The organism is Pseudomonas petrae (assembly GCF_021728295.1).
Classification (GTDB): Bacteria; Pseudomonadota; Gammaproteobacteria; order Pseudomonadales; family Pseudomonadaceae; genus Aquipseudomonas; species Aquipseudomonas petrae.
The window spans coordinates 64,822-79,700 of the sequence record NZ_JAKJXE010000004.1 but is presented as its reverse complement, the minus strand read 5'-3'; the positions used below and the strand labels follow the sequence as shown (position 1 = coordinate 79,700).

The window sequence follows — 14,879 nt, the reverse complement described above, 5'->3', positions numbered from 1 at the left end:
CGGGCGTCGCGGGAGTCATGGATGTGTTCACGATAGATCGGCTTTCGTCGATTGCGCGCCTGGGTGGCGGGCGGGCAACGATACACTGTCGGCGAAGCGCAGGCTTGCATTAGCTGAAGTGAACGTCATGAAAGGTACGCCTGCGAAAAGACTTGAGAGATTGACCACAGTGCCATCATCGGGTTCGGTTATTTGTAGGGCGGGCAGCAATCTTTTCAGGGCTCTGTGACCGGGGAGGGTTGAAGGCGGGTTCATTGCTGTCGCCACGGTGTCGCGGCGGGACGTTACAACTCCCGCCTGTCTGCGGTGATAGACTCCCGCCACTTCAAACGAGGAGCAACAGACGTGCGCAAGATGGCAATGATGGTGGCGGTGTTGATGCTGGCGGGTTGTGATGGCGGCAAGCCGGCGACGCCTGCCCAGGTTCCGAGCACTGATTCGACCGCTGAAGCGCCGACGCCCGCTTCACAGCAATGGACCATTCGTGTCCATTTGAAAGAAGCGCTGAGCGACATGACCTATTGGCTGGTCGAGCACCATTACCCGTCTTACGTGGTGAAGGTCGATGGCAGGGAAGTGGTGATGATCGGGCCGTTCGAGTCTCAGGCAGACGCCGAGAAGGCCAAGACAGAGATCGACGCCGCGATGGTCAAGGGCCATCGCCTGTCACAGCTGGAAGTGATCGCGCCGCGGTCATAACGTTTTTTTGAAGGGCTTCCCGGCTGAAGCCGGTCCCACAGTTAAAGCAGGGCCGGCCTCTTCCCGGCAGAAGCCGGTCCTACAGTTCGAGTAGGACCGGCTTTAGCCGGGAAGAGGCCTGGTCGGTCGCCCTGGATACCAGGGTCGGATGCCCGAAACCTCCCGGCTGAAACCTGTCCGTCAGCCGTTCAAACGTCGCTGCTCAGCGACGACCCAGCAACAAACCTACCACCAGACCAAAGCCTGCAGAGACCGCCACGGTCTGCCATGGATGGCCGCCGATGTAGTTTTCGGTGGCATCAACGGCTGGCTTGGCGCGTTCGCGCACGCTGCCCACGGATTCCAGCGCCTGCTTGAGCTTCTGGCTCAGTTGAGCACGCACGGTGTCGGCTTCTTCGCCTACCAGTGAGGCGCTGTCCTTGAGCAGTTTGTCGGACTCTTCAATGAGGGCGGCCAGTTCGCTGAACGCTTGATCCTTGATCTGTTCGACAGCGGCGTTTTGGGCAGCAGTTTTACGAGCCATGGCAAATTTCCTTTCAGTGGTTATGGCAGTGTGCAATGGAGTTATGAGCGTCTGAAAAGTTGCAGCACATTTCCGCCAGCGGCCAAAAAGTACAACGAATGGAGTCGGGATTCACCGTCGGCGGGTGTAAGATGCTGACGTTTTTCGAGCCAGTCACCGGCTCCGTTCATGCGTTTCGTTTTGCACATCGAGGTACATACCATGAGCTACAACCTGGCCAATAAAACCCTTCCGGAACGCGCTGCCATCGAGGACGAAAAGTCTCGCCTGTTCGATCTGTGGCAGAGCAATCTGGGCAAGGCCAAGGGTGACGCCGCCCGGCTAATGGGCGAACGGGCCAAGCGCAAGGGCAAATGGTCGGAGTGGGTGCGCGGCGAACTCGACGCCATGTCGCCGCCGGAGTACGCCAACATGGTGCGCGCCGAGGTCAATCGTCTGGTGGCAGCGGCGCGGGGTTAAGGGATACGCCTCCGATGCTTTGGTAGGACCGGCTTTAGCCGGGAAGAGGGCAGTTCAGGCGACATCGTGCTTGCGGAGCTCTGCGGCGTGGCGCCTGACGCCTTCCCGGCTAAAGCCGGTCCCACTAAAAGCGTAAAGCCGGTCCCACAGTTACAGCTCCGGCCGTTCCCATTGACAGAGTCCGGCTACGGCCTGGCCGCAGCGCTCACGTCGATGCGCCTGGGCAGCAAATGGTTTTCGAAGAACAGATCGGCCGTCTGCTGCTGCGCCGCTATGATCTGCGGGGTGATCGGCAGGATCGGCGAGGCAGGGCGGTTGTCCATGTAACGGGCAATCACCGCCTGAGGCAGACCCATCGAACGCGTCAGCACGTCCAGGCTTAGTTGCCGCTGGCTGCGGGTCAGCGCTTCGGCATGTGTCAGCTGTTCCAGCAATGCATTGATGAACGCCCCGTGCTCCCTGGCGTAGGGGCGTCTGGCCGTATAGATCGGCCCGGACAGTCCCAGGTCAGTGCCGTCCGCCAACAGCCGGGCATGGCCGCCGCTCAGGGCCAGCGACGAAAACGGTTCCCAGATCGCCCAGTCATCGACGCTGCCTTGCTCGAACGCCGCGCGGGCGTCGGCCGGGCTGAGGTAGACCGGCTGGATGTCGGTGTACTTCCGCCCGGCATGGTTCAGGGCGCGGAGGATCAGATTGTGCGAGCTCGAGCCTTTCTGGAACGCCACCTTCTTGCCCTCCAAATCCGCCACCTGATGCAGCGGGCTGTCTGCCGCGACCAGCAGCGTCTCCGCCTGCGGCTTGGCGGGTTCCGCGCCGATGTAGAGCAGATCGGCGCCGGCCGCCTGGGCGAACAGCGGCGGAATGTCCCCGGTGGAGCCCACGTCCAGCGCACCGATGTTCAAGGCCTCCAGCATCTGCGGCCCGGCCGGGAATTCGATCCACTGCACGTGGGTGTCCGGGAAGCGTTTCTCCAGCAGCCCCTGTTCCTTGGCCAGCACCAAGGCAATCGAACCCTTCTGATAGCCAATGCGCAGCTCGGCCGGATCGGCTGAATCAGCTGCACCCGCCAGGTCAACGCACGCCAGGTTGATCCCGATCACGGCCAGTAAAGCGCCGCCTAAAGTGCGCAATGTCCTCATACCTTCAAACCCTCTTCGTCCGTGTGTGTCACGCGATGCTCTCGCTGCGCGCTGAACCGGTTGGCCGGACGCTGCAAACCCAAGTGCTCGCGCAAGGTGCTGCCGGTGTAGTCCCGGCGGAACAAACCGCGCCGCTGCAGCTCCGGAATCACCTTGTGCGCGACGTCTTCCAGCCCGCCCGGCAAGTGCGGCACCAGCACGTTGAAGCCATCGGCTGCGCCCTGCTCGAACCATGCCTGCCAGTGATCGGCAATCTGGCTGGCGGTGCCAACGACACTGAAGTGACCCCGGCCGCCGGCGATTTTTCGTCCGAGCTGCGCCAGAGTCAGGTTCTCGTCCTGCGCCAGTTGCGAAAGCAGGGCCTGGCGGCTTTGCTGGCCACTCTGGGTCAATGGCAGCGCGGGCAAGGGTTCGTCCAGCGGGTAACCCGACAGGTCGAAATTGCCCAGCATTCTCCCCAGTAACGCGACACCGACGCGGGGCTCCACCAACGCCTGGAACGCCTCGAATTTGTCCCGGGCCTGGGCTTCGCTGTCGCCGACCACCACGAACATGCCGGGCATGATCTTGAGCGACTCGGGATCCCGGCCGAACCCGACGGCGCGGGACTTCAGGTCCTGATAGAACGCCTGGGCAGCGGCCAGCGAAGGCTGCGCGGTGAACACCACTTCGGCGGTTTGCGCCGCCAGCGTGCGGCCCGCCTCCGACGAGCCGGCCTGAACCACCACCGGCTGACCCTGGGGCGAGCGGGCCACATTGAGCGGGCCTTTGACCTTGAAGTGCTCACCCTGATGATCGAGCACGTGCAGACCGTCAGGGCGGTAATACGCGCCGCTGGCCTTGTCGCGCACGAAAGCGTCGTCGTCCCAGCTGTCCCACAATCCGGTCACCACCTGATGAAACTCGCGGGCGCGGCGGTAGCGCTCGGCGTGGTCGATGTGCTCGTCGCGGCCGAAGTTCAGGGCCTCGGCGGCGGCATCCGAGGTGACCAGATTCCAGCCCGCGCGGCCCCCTGAAAGGTGATCCAGGGAGGCGAACTTACGGGCGATGTGGAAGGGCTCGTTGTAGCTGGTGGTGGCGGTGACGATCAGGCCGATGCGCTCGGTCACGGCACTCAACGCCGAGACCAGCGTCAGGGGCTCGAAGTGGTCCGAACGCGCCATGCGGCTGGCGGCGTCTCCAGTCGCGGCCGCCACGCTGTCGGCGATGAACAGCGTGTCGAACTTCGCCGCTTCGGCCACCTGCGCCACGTGTTTGTAGTGCTTGAAGTCCAGGCCCGCATTGGCCGGCACGTCCGGGTGGCGCCACGCCGCAACGTGGTGCCCGGTGGCCATCAGGAACGCGCCCAGTTTCATCTGCCGGGGCCCAGTGCTTGTTTGCCGGGAATCAGTGCTCATTGCCGCTGCCTTTCATGCAGTGTCCTTGTGAAGGTTCGCCCATGGTTCAGAAATCCTTGCGCACTTGCACGCCGAAGTAGCGCTCGTCGTCCCGTGGCACGGCGCGGTAGATGTAACCCGAACCGCTGGCGAGGAGGGGGGAGTAGGATTTGTCGGTGAGGTTTTTCGCCAGCACCGCAACGCGCCAGCCGTTGCTGTAATCGGCCACGGCTGCGCTGGCATTCCACAGGCCGTAGGCGCCTTGCCTGGTGTCCGGGTTCTGGCTGATGTCGTACTGCACTTCGCTCTGCCAGCTGTAGTCAGTGCCCAGTTCGATGTCCAGTCCGTTGTTCAGCGGGATGGTGTAGTCAGCCCGCACGTAGCTTTTCCAGTCTGGCGCGTAGGGCAGCGTCTTGCCGTTCACGTCACAGGACGCCGCGGCGCCCGTCGGGCAGCTGAACTGGTCGATGCGCGCCTTGGTGTAGGCGATGGCGCCGGAGAACTTCAGGTTGCGTGTGGCCTGCAGAGCGTAATCGGCCTCGACCCCTTCGGTGCTGACGCTGCCGGCGTTGATCAGCCGGGTCACCACCTGGCCCGCGACGCTGTCGAAGAAGTTCGCCTGGTAGTTGCTGTACTCGCTGTGGAACACCGCGACGTTGGTGGTCAGGCGGTCGTTCCAGCTGGAGGCCTTGATGCCCAGCTCCCAGTTGTTCGAGGTCTCGGGTTTGAGGGCGGCAGTGTCCCGGGGCTGCATATTGAAAAACACGTTGTACGCCGGGCCTTTGTAGCCGCGCGAGTAGGTGAGGTAAGCCATGACCGAATCGCTCAAGTCATATTGCACGCCCAGCCGCCCGGACCAGCCGTCTTCGTCCACCGAACCGGAGCTGCTGGTGCCGGGCTGAATGCCACTGACTGTAGTGGCGGAAGTCGAGACGCGGCGGTGATCGTATTCCAGATCATCGTGGGTCCAGCGCAGACCGGCGATGCCGCGAAACGCCGAGGTGAAATTCAGCGTGCTTTCGCCGAACACCGCATAGCTGTCACTGGTGGTGCTGTAGTCGGCGACACCTGTGTTGGTCGCGGTGGGCGTGGTCAGCGTGCGGCGGTAGGTTTCGTCGTCCTTGCCGTGCATGTAATACAGGCCACCGACGTACTCGAGAAATTGCCCTTTCGGTGAGGCCAGTCGCAGCTCCTGGGAGTATTGGTTGAAATCCAGATCGCCCTTGTCTTCGGTGGCGGGGAAGGCGGCGCTGACGTTTGCCAGTCGGTCGCCATCCTGCCACTGCGTGTTGTTCCAGCCGCGCCAGGCGGTGATCGAGGTCAGCGTGTAATCGCCCAGGTTCCAGTCCAGCTGCGCCGACAAGCCTTTGTTGATGTCGTCGACATGGCTGCGGTAATCGCTGACCAGATCGCGGTTGTCGTTGCTGGCGTGCACCGGGGACAGCGCGTTGGCGAAGGCCGGTGTCAGCGACTGGCTGATGACGCCGTTCGGGGTGTCGTCACGGGACTGCATGTAGTCGCCGATGACGGTCAGTTTGACGTCTTCGTTGGGGGTGAACTCCAGCTTGCCACGCGCGCCTTTGTGGTTGTAGCCGTTGACCTCCTGCCCGTTGGTCTTGTTGTGCACGTTGCCGTCGTAGGTGCCGAACAGGGTGGTGACCGAGGCCTTCAAGGTGTCGGGGATCAGGCTGCCGCCAATGCCGAAACGGGTGCGGCTTTCATTGCCGCTGTAGTACGACTGATCGATGTAGCCGTGGGTCTCTGTGGTGGGCGCCTTGCTGATGATGTTCAACACACCGGCCGAGGCGTTCTTGCCGAACAGGGTGCCTTGGGGGCCGCGCAGGACTTCAATGCGTTCCAGGTCCAGCAGGTCCAGGGTCGCCTGGCCGGGCCGCGCGTAGACGACGCCGTCCACCACGGTCGCCACCGTGGGCTCGACGCCCGGGGAAGTGGAAATCGTGCCGACGCCGCGCATGAACAGTGAAGTGTCCTTGTTCGAGGCACCGGTGCGGAAATTCAGCGCGGGCACTTGTTGCGCGATGCTGGAAACGCCGTTGCGGTTGTCACGCTCCAGCTGCTCGCCGTCCAGCACGGTGACGGCGACCGGGACCTTCTGCAGCGATTCTTCCCGGCGGGTGGCGGTGACTGTAACGGCCTGCAGGGTGGCGGTTTCGGGTGATTGCTCCGCGACTGACGACGCGGTCGATACGTCCGCCGCGATGGCCGGCAGTGCGCACAGCGGCAGTGCCAGCGATAGTGCTGCCGCAATGGCCTGGCTGAGGTGACTCGGTGAATGGAACGCCCCTGTTTGTCGCATGATCGTTGCTCGCTGATGAATGCCTGTCGGAAGGTGGCTCTGCGGCCACTGGTGTGCTGCGCGGCAGAGAGGTGGGCATTCGCTCAAGCGAGTAGCTGATACTGTCGGTTAGCGCTAACATCCCCAGTATCGGTAATCAGCGGATAGACCGTCCAATACTGAAAAATCAGCTTTAAATAATCTCTGGTTATAACCAGACCTGCAGCAGGAGCGGGCGTTTTGATCGACACAGCTGATCCCCCACGCAAGCGACGCGGTGCCGGGCGCGTTACCCAAGACGCCGTGGCCCGTCATGTCGGCGTGTCGACGATGACCGTGTCGCGCTATTTCAATCAGCCGGATCAGGTGTCCGACGATCATCGTCAGCGCATCGCGGCGGCCGTTGCCGAGCTGGGTTATGTGCCTAATCTGGTGGCCGGAGGGCTGGCGTCGGCCAAGGGCAGGATCGTTGCGATGGTGGTGCCGAACATCTCCGGGCCGATTTTTGCGGACACCATCCAGGGCTTCAGCGACACCCTGGCCCAGCACGGCTATCAACTGCTGCTGGCGTCGAGCTACTTCTCCAGCGAGCAGGAAGAGCGGGCGATCCGCGCGTTTCTCGGCTGGTCTCCCGCTGCGCTGGTGGTCACCAGCCACTTCCACAGCGAGGCGACGGAGAAAATGCTCGCGGCGGCGGACATTCCGTTGATCGAAACCTGGGACTATCAGCCCGGGCGCGCGCCGATCCAGATCGGCTTTTCCCACCACGAGGTGGGGGTCACGGGTGCGCGTTATCTGATCGAGCGCGGCTACCGGTCTATCGCGTTTGTGCTCAACAGCGCGGCGGGGGACTTCAGTGCTCAGGAGCGTTGCGCCGGGTACGTGCAGGCGCTAGAGGAAGCCGGGCTCAGTACGCAGATTTTCACACCCCATGGCGACCTCGCGCCGTTCGAAGCCGGCAAGCAGGCGCTCACCGAGCTGATGCAGTGCGCCGAGCCCCCCGATGCAATTTTCTTCGCCAACGACAACCTGGCGGCCGGTGGTTTGCTCGCGGCGCAGCGTGCAGGGATAGGCATTCCGGTTGATTGCGCGATGCTGGGTTTCGGTGATTACCCGTTCGCCGAGATGCTCATGCCAAGTCTCAGTACGATCAAGCCGCCCGCGTTGCAGATCGGTGTGCTCGCTGCCGAGCGGGTGCTGCAACGCCTGGGCGTGATCGGCGCGGACGAGGTCTTTCAGCGTCTGAATCTGCTGGAGTGCCGGCTGATCGGTCGGGAAAGCACCTGAGTCGCCATCACCAACTGCCGCTGGCCGGTTTCGGCAGGCTCAGCGTGCCGCTGTCCTCAAAGCGCATCGTGCCGAACAATCCGCCGGCCAGCTTGCCGTGCAGCTCGTAGGGCAGGTTGTCCAGCTGCTGCTGATCGGCGAGGCCCACCGCCTGGCGCAGGGCGGCAAAAGCCGAAACGGTGACCGGCACCGTCAAAACGCCTTCGGAAAACCGCCCGATCGTGCCTTTCTGATCACTGACGCCTGCGGCCAGCAACCGGCCGTTGACGTCCAGATTCAGCGCCACGCCGTCGTACTGGATGTCGGTGTCATTGGGGTTTTGCAGGCGCAGCTTCACGGCGAAGCGGATTTCCAGATCCTGGCCGGGCAGGGGATCGATGCCGACCACGTTGATGTTCAGCGGGTCGCGGTTGGGAAACAGCGCGCAGGCACTCAGTGCGAGCACCATGGCCAGGCCGGCGAGGAGGGTGCGGATCGGGCGTAGCGGCATCGGTGACTCCCGTGGCAGGCAGCTGGGGCGTAACACGCCCCTTCAAACGTCCTGACGATTCAACTGTGCGACCTCGCGCGCCGGCAGAGGTTCTGCGTCAGGTTCTGCCTCAGGGCTGGGGGGCGGGTCCTGCAGCACCTTGAAGGTGGCGGCTTCCGGGTCGAAATCGGTGAGCTCCGGCTCCTGGTATTCCTCCGGCAGAAAGATATTGAGGATGATCGCGCAGAACGCGCCGACGGTGATGGGCGATTCGAAAATGTTGTGCAGCGCCCTGGGCAGCTCGCGCAAGACCTCCGGCACGGCAGCCACGCCCAGGCCCATGCCCAGGGAAATCGCCACGATCAGCATGTTGCGGCGATGCAGGCCGGCCTCCGAGAGGATCTTGATACCCGCCACAGCGACCGTGCCGAACATGATCAGCGTCGCGCCACCCAGCACCGGCTTCGGCATCAGTTGCAGCACGGCGCCGATGACCGGGAACAGGCCCAGCAGCACGAGTATCCCGGCAATGAAAAAAGCCACGTAGCGGCTGGCGACACCGGTCAGCTGAATGACCCCGTTGTTCTGCGCGAAGGTCACCATGGGCAGGCTGTTGAATGTCGCGGCCAGCGCCGAATTCAGTCCGTCTGCCAGCAGTCCCGATTTGATCCGGCGGATGTAAACCGGCCCGCTCACCGGCTGCTGGGAAATCATCGAGTTGGCGGTGAGGTCCCCGGCGGCCTCCAGTGGCGACACGAGGAAGATCACCGCGATGGGGATGAACGCCAGCAGATCGAAGGAAAACCCGTATTTGAAGGGCACCGGAAGGCTCATCACCGGCACATGGGGCATCTGCGCGAAATCCACCCGGCCCATGAACCACGCGACGGCGAAGCCCAGGGTCAGGCCGATGATGATTGCGCTCAGGCGCAGTAACGGAATATTGAATCGGTTGAGCACCACGATGGTGATCAGCACCAGTCCGGCCAGGCCCATGTTCGCCGCCGAACCCAGGTCGCTTGCGCCGAAGCCGCCGGCCATGTCGGTCATCGCCACTTTCAACAGCGACAGGCCCATCAGGGTAATGATCGTGCCGGTGACCACCGGGGTGATCAGCTTGCGCAATTTACCGATGAACTGGCTGAGGGCGACCTCGACGAACGCTGCGCAGAAGCACACGCCGAAGATCGTCGAGAGGATTTCGTCGGTGCCGCCGCCGCGACTCTTGACCAGAAACCCGGCGCTGAGAATCACGCTGAGGAAGGAGAAACTGGTGCCCTGCAGGCACAGCAGTCCCGAGCCGATCGGGCCGAAGCGCTTGGCCTGAACGAAGGTGCCCAGCCCGGAGACGAACAACGCCATACTGATCAGGTAGGGCACTTCGCTGTCGAGCCCGAGTACGCTACCGACAATCAGGGTGGGGGTGATGATGCCGACGAAACTGGCCAGCACGTGCTGCAACGCCGCGAAGATCGCGGCGGCGAAATGCGGTCGGTCATCGAGCCCGTAAATAAGTTCGGTTCTGGATGCGACCGAGGCTGAAGCCGAGCGGGTCGGGGCGCTGTTCTGGGGTGCTGTCATGGTTAGCCTGCCATTTTGTTTTTATGGGGTCATGGGCTTTGCGGATGACACATCTCCGACCGGTACGGACATCTTGTCTTGCCGGTCAGGATTGCCGACTGTACAACATGTCCACAAGCAGAAGTACACGTTATTGAAATATTGTGTACAAAGCGCAAAGCGAGGCATGGCGGTCGGTCGTGGGGAAAAGGGCGCGCAGGATGCCAGAAAACACTACGCAGGTCAGCGGGCAACGTCGGGTGGCTCGCAGGCAAATGCTCAAGGCGCTGAACGATCTTTTGCCCCGAGCCTCCATAGTGGTGACCGCCATCAGTGGCGACCGTTATTAGCCTGTCGAGTTTGTTCTGCAGTATTTCTGGACAAGGAGTTTTTACTGGGGCGTCACGATGATCATGAGCACGGCACAGCCGTTTCCGTTGAGTGAGTCGCAAATCGCATCGATAGCCCGGGCGCTGGCTGACAGCCGCCGCTTCCGGATTCTGGTTCAGATCGGCGAAAGCGAGCAGGCGCTGCCATGCGCCGAGGTGCTGAAGGTTCATCCGGTCAGCGCCGCCACCGTTTCCCACCACACCAAAGAGCTTGAGCGCGCCGGCCTCATCGCCACCCTGCGCGAAGGCAAATACGCCAGCTTCATGATCCAGCGCGAGGTGCTGCACGCCTACGCTCGGCAGTTGATGCAGATCTAGGACGCTCCGCGTGGTAGCGCCTCCCGTAACGCTCTGCGTCGCGTCGCCCGGACATAAATGCGCGTCGTCTGCAGGACGCGGAGCGTGGGAATAATCAACATTTGTGGTGAACGAACCGGCCCCTTCCCGGCTAAAGCCGGTCCCACAAATGCATCGCATGCATCCGGTGGGATTGGCGTCGACTGTAGGACCGGCTTTAGCCGGGAAGCTCTTGACCTGCTTTGATCTTGATCTTCATACACAAGAGGCTCAGTCAACGCCAATCGCGACTTGGGTGCAGGCCGAACGCAGACGACGCGCAGTGGGCCGAGCCGCATGGATGCGGCGAGAGCGCCGTCAGGACATGGATGTCCGTTCGGCGCGGGCCCACGGAGCGTCGTCGGAGTGAGGGAACCCTGAGGAACGAAGGGCCTAACCAGGAGCAAGCACCCTTGGTTACTTGGGGTGCTTTTCCAAGTAACTCGCCGAAGGCGAAACAGTCTGCCCCCAGGCAGACGCCTTTGATCCGCTTCAGATCTTCTTCAGCCCCATTGAAAATAGCCCTGACCACCCCTATGTCTTGAAAAGTCCCGCATCCGGAGTTCCCCATGTACCCAGACGTTCAGCTGTTCATTGATGGTCAATGGCGTGCCAGTGCCGACGGCCGCACCCTCGATGTCATCAACCCCGCCGACGGCGAAACCCTCGGCACCGTGGCCCACGCCGACATCGCCGATCTGGACCAGGCGCTGGCAGCGGCCGAACGCGGCTTCGAAACCTGGCGCAGCACCCCGGCCTACGACCGCTACAAAATCATGCAGAAGGCCGCCAATCTGCTGCGCGACCGCGTCGATCACATTGCCAACATCATGACCCGCGAACAGGGCAAGCCGCTGGCCGAAGCGCGCATGGAAACCCTGTCTGCCGCTGACATCATCGACTGGCTGGCCGAAGAAGGTCGCCGCGCCTATGGCCGTCTGGTGCCGTCGCGCAATGTCTCGGTTGAGCAGAAAGTCATCAAGGAGCCGGTCGGTCCGGTGGCGGCGTTCACGCCGTGGAATTTCCCGATCAATCAGGTGGTGCGCAAGCTGTCTTCGGCGCTGGCGGCCGGCTGCTCGATCATCGTCAAGGCCCCGGAAGAAACCCCGGCGTCGCCTGCCGAACTGGTCCGCGCCTTCGTCGATGCCGGCGTTCCGGCGGGCGTCATTGGCCTGGTTTACGGCGATCCGGCGCAGATTTCCAGCTACCTGATTGCGCACCCGACCATCAAGAAAGTCACCTTCACCGGCTCCACTCCGGTCGGCAAGCAGCTGGCGGCGTTGGCAGGCCAGCACATGAAGCGCGTGACCATGGAGCTTGGCGGTCACGCCCCGGCGCTGGTGTTCGACGACGCGGACATCGACCTGGCGGCGCGCACGCTGGCCGGCGCCAAGTTCCGCAACGCCGGGCAGGTCTGCGTGTCACCTACGCGCATTCTGGTTCAGCGCGGGGTGTTCAATGCGTTCGTCGAGAAGTTCGTCGGCCACACCCACGAGCTGAAAGTCGGCAACGGCCTGGAGCAGGGTGTGACCATGGGCCCGGTGGCCAACGAGCGACGCATTCCGGCGTTGAGCGCGTTGATCAAGGACGCCAGCGACAAGGGCGCCAAGGTCCATGTCGGCGGCAAGGCCATCGAAGGGCCGGGCTACTTTTTCCAGCCCACCGTTATCAGTGGTCTGACCACCGAAATGCGCATCATGAACGAAGAACCGTTCGGCCCGGTGGCGCTGCTGGTGCCGTTCGACACGGTGGAGGATGCGGTCAAGGAATCCAACCGCGTGCCGTTCGGCCTGGCGTCGTATGCCTTCACTTCATCGATGAAAACCACCCACATCCTCAGCACCCGCATCGAAGCTGGCATGCTGTCGATCAACCATCAGGGCATCGGTCTGGTTGAAGTGCCGTTCGGCGGCATCAAGGATTCCGGCTACGGGTCCGAGGGCGGTACCGAAGCGATCGAGGCGTACCTGAACACCAAACTGGTGACGGTATTTAACGTTTAACGCCTACTGCAGGAGCCGGCTTGCTGGCGAACCGTGACTGCCAGCCACCCTTGAGGCGGCTGACCCAGCGCATTCGCCAGCAAGCCGGCTCCTACAGGTATTGAGTGCGGCTGAACTCCCACGCCCCCCGCGAACTCTGAACCCACAGATCACTTCCGATCCACGGGGACGAGTCATGGCGATCAGCAGCGTGCAGACAGTAGCGGCAGACCCCAAAGGCGCGGTGTTTGAAACGGACCTGCCGGCCCGGCTCGATCGTCTGCCGTGGGGGCGGTTTCATACGTTGCTGGTGTTTGCGCTGGGCATCACCTGGCTGCTCGACGGGCTCGAAGTGACACTGGCGGGCTCGGTCTCCGGGGCGTTGAAAGACAGCCCGGTCCTGCACCTGACCAATGCCGACATCGGTCTGGCCGGCGGCGCCTATATCTGCGGCGCGGTACTGGGGGCGTTGTTCTTTGGCTGGCTGACGGACCGTCTTGGCCGGCGCAAACTGTTCTTCATCACCCTCGCGCTGTACATCACCGCGACCGCCGCCACGGCATTTTCCTTCAGCCTCTGGAGTTTCCTGCTGTTCCGGTTTCTCACCGGCATGGGCATTGGCGGCGAGTACACGGCGATCAACTCGACCATCCAGGAATTCACCCCGGCGAGGTTCCGGGGCTGGGTGGATCTGACCATCAACGGCACTTTCTGGATCGGCGCGGCCTTGGGCGCGGTCGGCTCCATCGTGCTGCTGGACGCCCCATGGGTGGGCGCGGACATGGGCTGGCGCCTGTGTTTCGGCATCGGCGCGGTGCTCGGTCTGATCATTATGCTGATGCGCCTGTGGCTGCCGGAAAGTCCGCGCTGGTTGCTGATTCATGGCCAGGGCGAGGAGGCGAGGGTGATTGTGGAAGGGATCGAAGACCGCCTTCGCCGTCAGGGCCACGACCTGTCCGAGCCGGTTGGCCCGCCGTTGCGTTTGCATGCGCGGGACCACACGCCGCTGAAGGAGATTTTCCACACGCTGTTCAACACCTACCGCCGTCGCGCCTTGGTGGGGCTGACGTTGCTGACCGCCCAGGCGTTCTTCTACAACGCGATTTTCTTCACCTACGCGCTGGTGCTCACCGAGTTCTATCAAGTGCCGTCGGCCTCCATCGGCTGGTACGTGCTGCCACTGGCGCTGGGCAATTTCTGCGGGCCTTTGCTGTTGGGGCGGCTGTTCGATGTGGTTGGGCGGCGGGTGATGATCAGCCTGACCTACGCCGTCTCCGGGGTCTTGCTGACCCTCAGCGGCTACCTGTTTCAACAGGGCGTTCTGGATGTCACGCAACAGGCCATCGCCTGGATGATCATTTTCTTCTTCGCGTCGGCAGCGGCCAGTTCGGCCTACCTGACTGTCGCGGAAACCTTTCCGCTGGAAATCCGCGCCTTGGCCATCGCCGTGTTTTACGCGTTCGGCACGGCGCTGGGTGGCATCGTCGGCCCGACGCTGTTCGGCCAGTTGATCGACACCCATGAGCGGGGCCCGGTGTTTTTCGGCTATCTGATCGGTGCCGCGTTGATGTTGCTGGCCGCCGTGGTGCAGGCGATCTGGGGCGTGGCCTCGGAAGGCAAATCCCTGGAAGAAGTGGCGCGGCCATTGTCCCAGGCCCACGACTGACTCAAGCGCGCCGTCGGCGATTGGTCAGTTTTGTTCAATCGCCAGCCTGTGCGCCCTTCGTACACTCACCCCACAGTCAACGAAGGGTGAGACGTGCAATGAACCTGATGATTTCCATGGCGGCGTTCGCACTGGCCGCGTCCATATCGCCGGGGCCGGTGAACGTCGTGGCGCTCAGCTCGGGCGCCCAGTTCGGCTTGATCGCCAGCTTGCGCCACGTGCTCGGCGCGACGGTGGGCTTTGTCGTGCTGCTGATGTTCACCGGGTTCGGCCTGCATGAAGTGCTGCAGCGTTACCCGATGCTGACCGAGATCATTCGCTGGGCCGGGGTGGCGTTTCTGCTGTATCTGGCGTGGAAACTGGCGATGGACGACGGCCGCCTCGATGTCGCCAAACCGACCCGCGAGCCGTCGTTTCTGCACGGTGCGGCGATGCAGTGGCTGAACCCGAAAGCGTGGCTGGCGGCGGTGGCGGGGATGGGGGCGTTCGTGGCCGATGGCGAGGCGCGACTGATCGGTCTGTTTGCGCTGATCTACTTCGTCGTGTGCTACCTGTCGGTGGGCTGCTGGGCCTACGCCGGTGCTTTTCTCGGCCCCTGGTTGCGCAGCCCCGGGCGCATCCGCGTGTTCAACCGCAGCATGGCGGCGCTGTTGGCAGGCTGCGCGGTGTCGCTGTTTTACGAATGAGCCCCTTGCGAG

General features: G+C 63.0%; 13 protein-coding genes. 7 read left to right on the top strand and 6 right to left on the bottom strand.

The annotated features are described in order from the left end of the window. The first annotated feature begins 345 nt into the window (after positions 1 to 345). Positions 346 to 699 (top strand): SPOR domain-containing protein, encoded by a 354-nt coding sequence (locus tag L4G42_RS08095; protein WP_192172382.1) that lies wholly within the window; start codon positions 346 to 348, stop codon positions 697 to 699. Between the two features lie 202 nt (positions 700 to 901). Here the strand turns inward: L4G42_RS08095 and L4G42_RS08090 are convergent, their stop codons facing one another. After that, positions 902 to 1,222, bottom strand: a complete 321-nt coding sequence (locus L4G42_RS08090) for an ElaB/YgaM/YqjD family protein (RefSeq protein WP_192172383.1) — start codon at positions 1,220 to 1,222, stop codon at positions 902 to 904. Between the two features lie 201 nt (positions 1,223 to 1,423). Between L4G42_RS08090 and L4G42_RS08085 the strand changes: the two genes are divergently transcribed. Next, positions 1,424 to 1,681 carry a hypothetical protein gene (locus tag L4G42_RS08085; protein WP_122534790.1) on the top strand — a complete coding sequence of 86 codons (258 nt, stop codon included), beginning with the start codon at positions 1,424 to 1,426 and terminating at the stop codon, positions 1,679 to 1,681. A 185-nt stretch (positions 1,682 to 1,866) separates the two neighbouring features. Here the strand turns inward: L4G42_RS08085 and L4G42_RS08080 are convergent, their stop codons facing one another. The 3 genes from L4G42_RS08080 to L4G42_RS08070 are packed head-to-tail and all read right to left on the bottom strand — an operon-like array spanning position 1,867 to position 6,513. Continuing rightward, positions 1,867 to 2,820 carry an aliphatic sulfonate ABC transporter substrate-binding protein gene (locus L4G42_RS08080; RefSeq protein WP_237260746.1) on the bottom strand — a complete coding sequence of 318 codons (954 nt, stop codon included), beginning with the start codon at positions 2,818 to 2,820 and terminating at the stop codon, positions 1,867 to 1,869. Continuing rightward, positions 2,817 to 4,217: an LLM class flavin-dependent oxidoreductase gene (locus tag L4G42_RS08075; RefSeq protein WP_237254266.1), complete on the bottom strand. Its 1,401-nt coding sequence runs from the start codon at positions 4,215 to 4,217 to the stop codon at positions 2,817 to 2,819. The genes L4G42_RS08080 and L4G42_RS08075 overlap by 4 nt, the downstream gene beginning before the upstream one ends. Positions 4,218 to 4,263: 46 nt before the next feature. Further along, positions 4,264 to 6,513, bottom strand: coding sequence for a TonB-dependent receptor (locus tag L4G42_RS08070; protein ID WP_237259944.1), 2,250 nt, complete (start codon positions 6,511 to 6,513; stop codon positions 4,264 to 4,266). A 219-nt stretch (positions 6,514 to 6,732) separates the two neighbouring features. Here L4G42_RS08070 and L4G42_RS08065 point away from each other — a divergent pair, with 219 nt between their 5' ends. Continuing rightward, positions 6,733 to 7,779: a LacI family DNA-binding transcriptional regulator gene (locus L4G42_RS08065; protein ID WP_237259945.1), complete on the top strand. Its 1,047-nt coding sequence runs from the start codon at positions 6,733 to 6,735 to the stop codon at positions 7,777 to 7,779. Positions 7,780 to 7,786: 7 nt separating this feature from the next. Here L4G42_RS08065 and L4G42_RS08060 read toward each other — a convergent pair whose 3' ends face one another. Beyond that, a complete protein-coding gene (locus tag L4G42_RS08060) occupies positions 7,787 to 8,269 on the bottom strand; it encodes an LEA/WHy family protein (RefSeq protein WP_237254269.1) in 483 nt (160 codons plus the stop codon). Between the two features lie 42 nt (positions 8,270 to 8,311). Continuing rightward, the gene (locus tag L4G42_RS08055) at positions 8,312 to 9,829 is read right to left on the bottom strand and encodes a nucleobase:cation symporter-2 family protein (RefSeq protein ID WP_237254270.1); all 1,518 of its coding nucleotides are present in this window, start codon (positions 9,827 to 9,829) and stop codon (positions 8,312 to 8,314) included. A gap of 392 nt (positions 9,830 to 10,221) precedes the next feature. Between L4G42_RS08055 and L4G42_RS08050 the strand changes: the two genes are divergently transcribed. From L4G42_RS08050 to L4G42_RS08035, 4 genes are all read left to right on the top strand, one after another. Then, entirely contained in the window at positions 10,222 to 10,515 is a 294-nt protein-coding gene (locus tag L4G42_RS08050; RefSeq protein ID WP_237254271.1) for an ArsR/SmtB family transcription factor, read from the top strand. A gap of 587 nt (positions 10,516 to 11,102) precedes the next feature. Further along, positions 11,103 to 12,536 (top strand): NAD-dependent succinate-semialdehyde dehydrogenase, encoded by a 1,434-nt coding sequence (locus L4G42_RS08045; protein WP_237254272.1) that lies wholly within the window; start codon positions 11,103 to 11,105, stop codon positions 12,534 to 12,536. A 175-nt stretch (positions 12,537 to 12,711) separates the two neighbouring features. Further along, positions 12,712 to 14,181, top strand: coding sequence for an MFS transporter (locus L4G42_RS08040; protein ID WP_237260745.1), 1,470 nt, complete (start codon positions 12,712 to 12,714; stop codon positions 14,179 to 14,181). 98 nt (positions 14,182 to 14,279) lie between these two features. Further along, positions 14,280 to 14,867 (top strand): LysE family translocator, encoded by a 588-nt coding sequence (locus tag L4G42_RS08035; RefSeq protein ID WP_237260743.1) that lies wholly within the window; start codon positions 14,280 to 14,282, stop codon positions 14,865 to 14,867. Positions 14,868 to 14,879: the final 12 nt, after the last annotated feature.

Bases quoted from the DNA above. Each gene is read 5' to 3' on its own strand.
- L4G42_RS08090 (WP_192172383.1), bottom strand. From the start codon at position 1,222: ATGGCTCGTAAAACTGCTGCCCAAAACGCCGCTGTCGAACAGATCAAG.
- L4G42_RS08085 (WP_122534790.1), top strand. From the start codon at position 1,424: ATGAGCTACAACCTGGCCAATAAAACCCTTCCGGAACGCGCTGCCATC.
- L4G42_RS08080 (WP_237260746.1), bottom strand. From the start codon at position 2,820: ATGAGGACATTGCGCACTTTAGGCGGCGCTTTACTGGCCGTGATCGGG.
- L4G42_RS08075 (WP_237254266.1), bottom strand. From the start codon at position 4,217: ATGAGCACTGATTCCCGGCAAACAAGCACTGGGCCCCGGCAGATGAAA.
- L4G42_RS08070 (WP_237259944.1), bottom strand. From the start codon at position 6,513: ATGCGACAAACAGGGGCGTTCCATTCACCGAGTCACCTCAGCCAGGCC.
- L4G42_RS08060 (WP_237254269.1), bottom strand. From the start codon at position 8,269: ATGCCGCTACGCCCGATCCGCACCCTCCTCGCCGGCCTGGCCATGGTG.
- L4G42_RS08055 (WP_237254270.1), bottom strand. From the start codon at position 9,829: ATGACAGCACCCCAGAACAGCGCCCCGACCCGCTCGGCTTCAGCCTCG.
- L4G42_RS08050 (WP_237254271.1), top strand. From the start codon at position 10,222: ATGAGCACGGCACAGCCGTTTCCGTTGAGTGAGTCGCAAATCGCATCG.
- L4G42_RS08045 (WP_237254272.1), top strand. From the start codon at position 11,103: ATGTACCCAGACGTTCAGCTGTTCATTGATGGTCAATGGCGTGCCAGT.
- L4G42_RS08040 (WP_237260745.1), top strand. From the start codon at position 12,712: ATGGCGATCAGCAGCGTGCAGACAGTAGCGGCAGACCCCAAAGGCGCG.
- L4G42_RS08035 (WP_237260743.1), top strand. From the start codon at position 14,280: ATGAACCTGATGATTTCCATGGCGGCGTTCGCACTGGCCGCGTCCATA.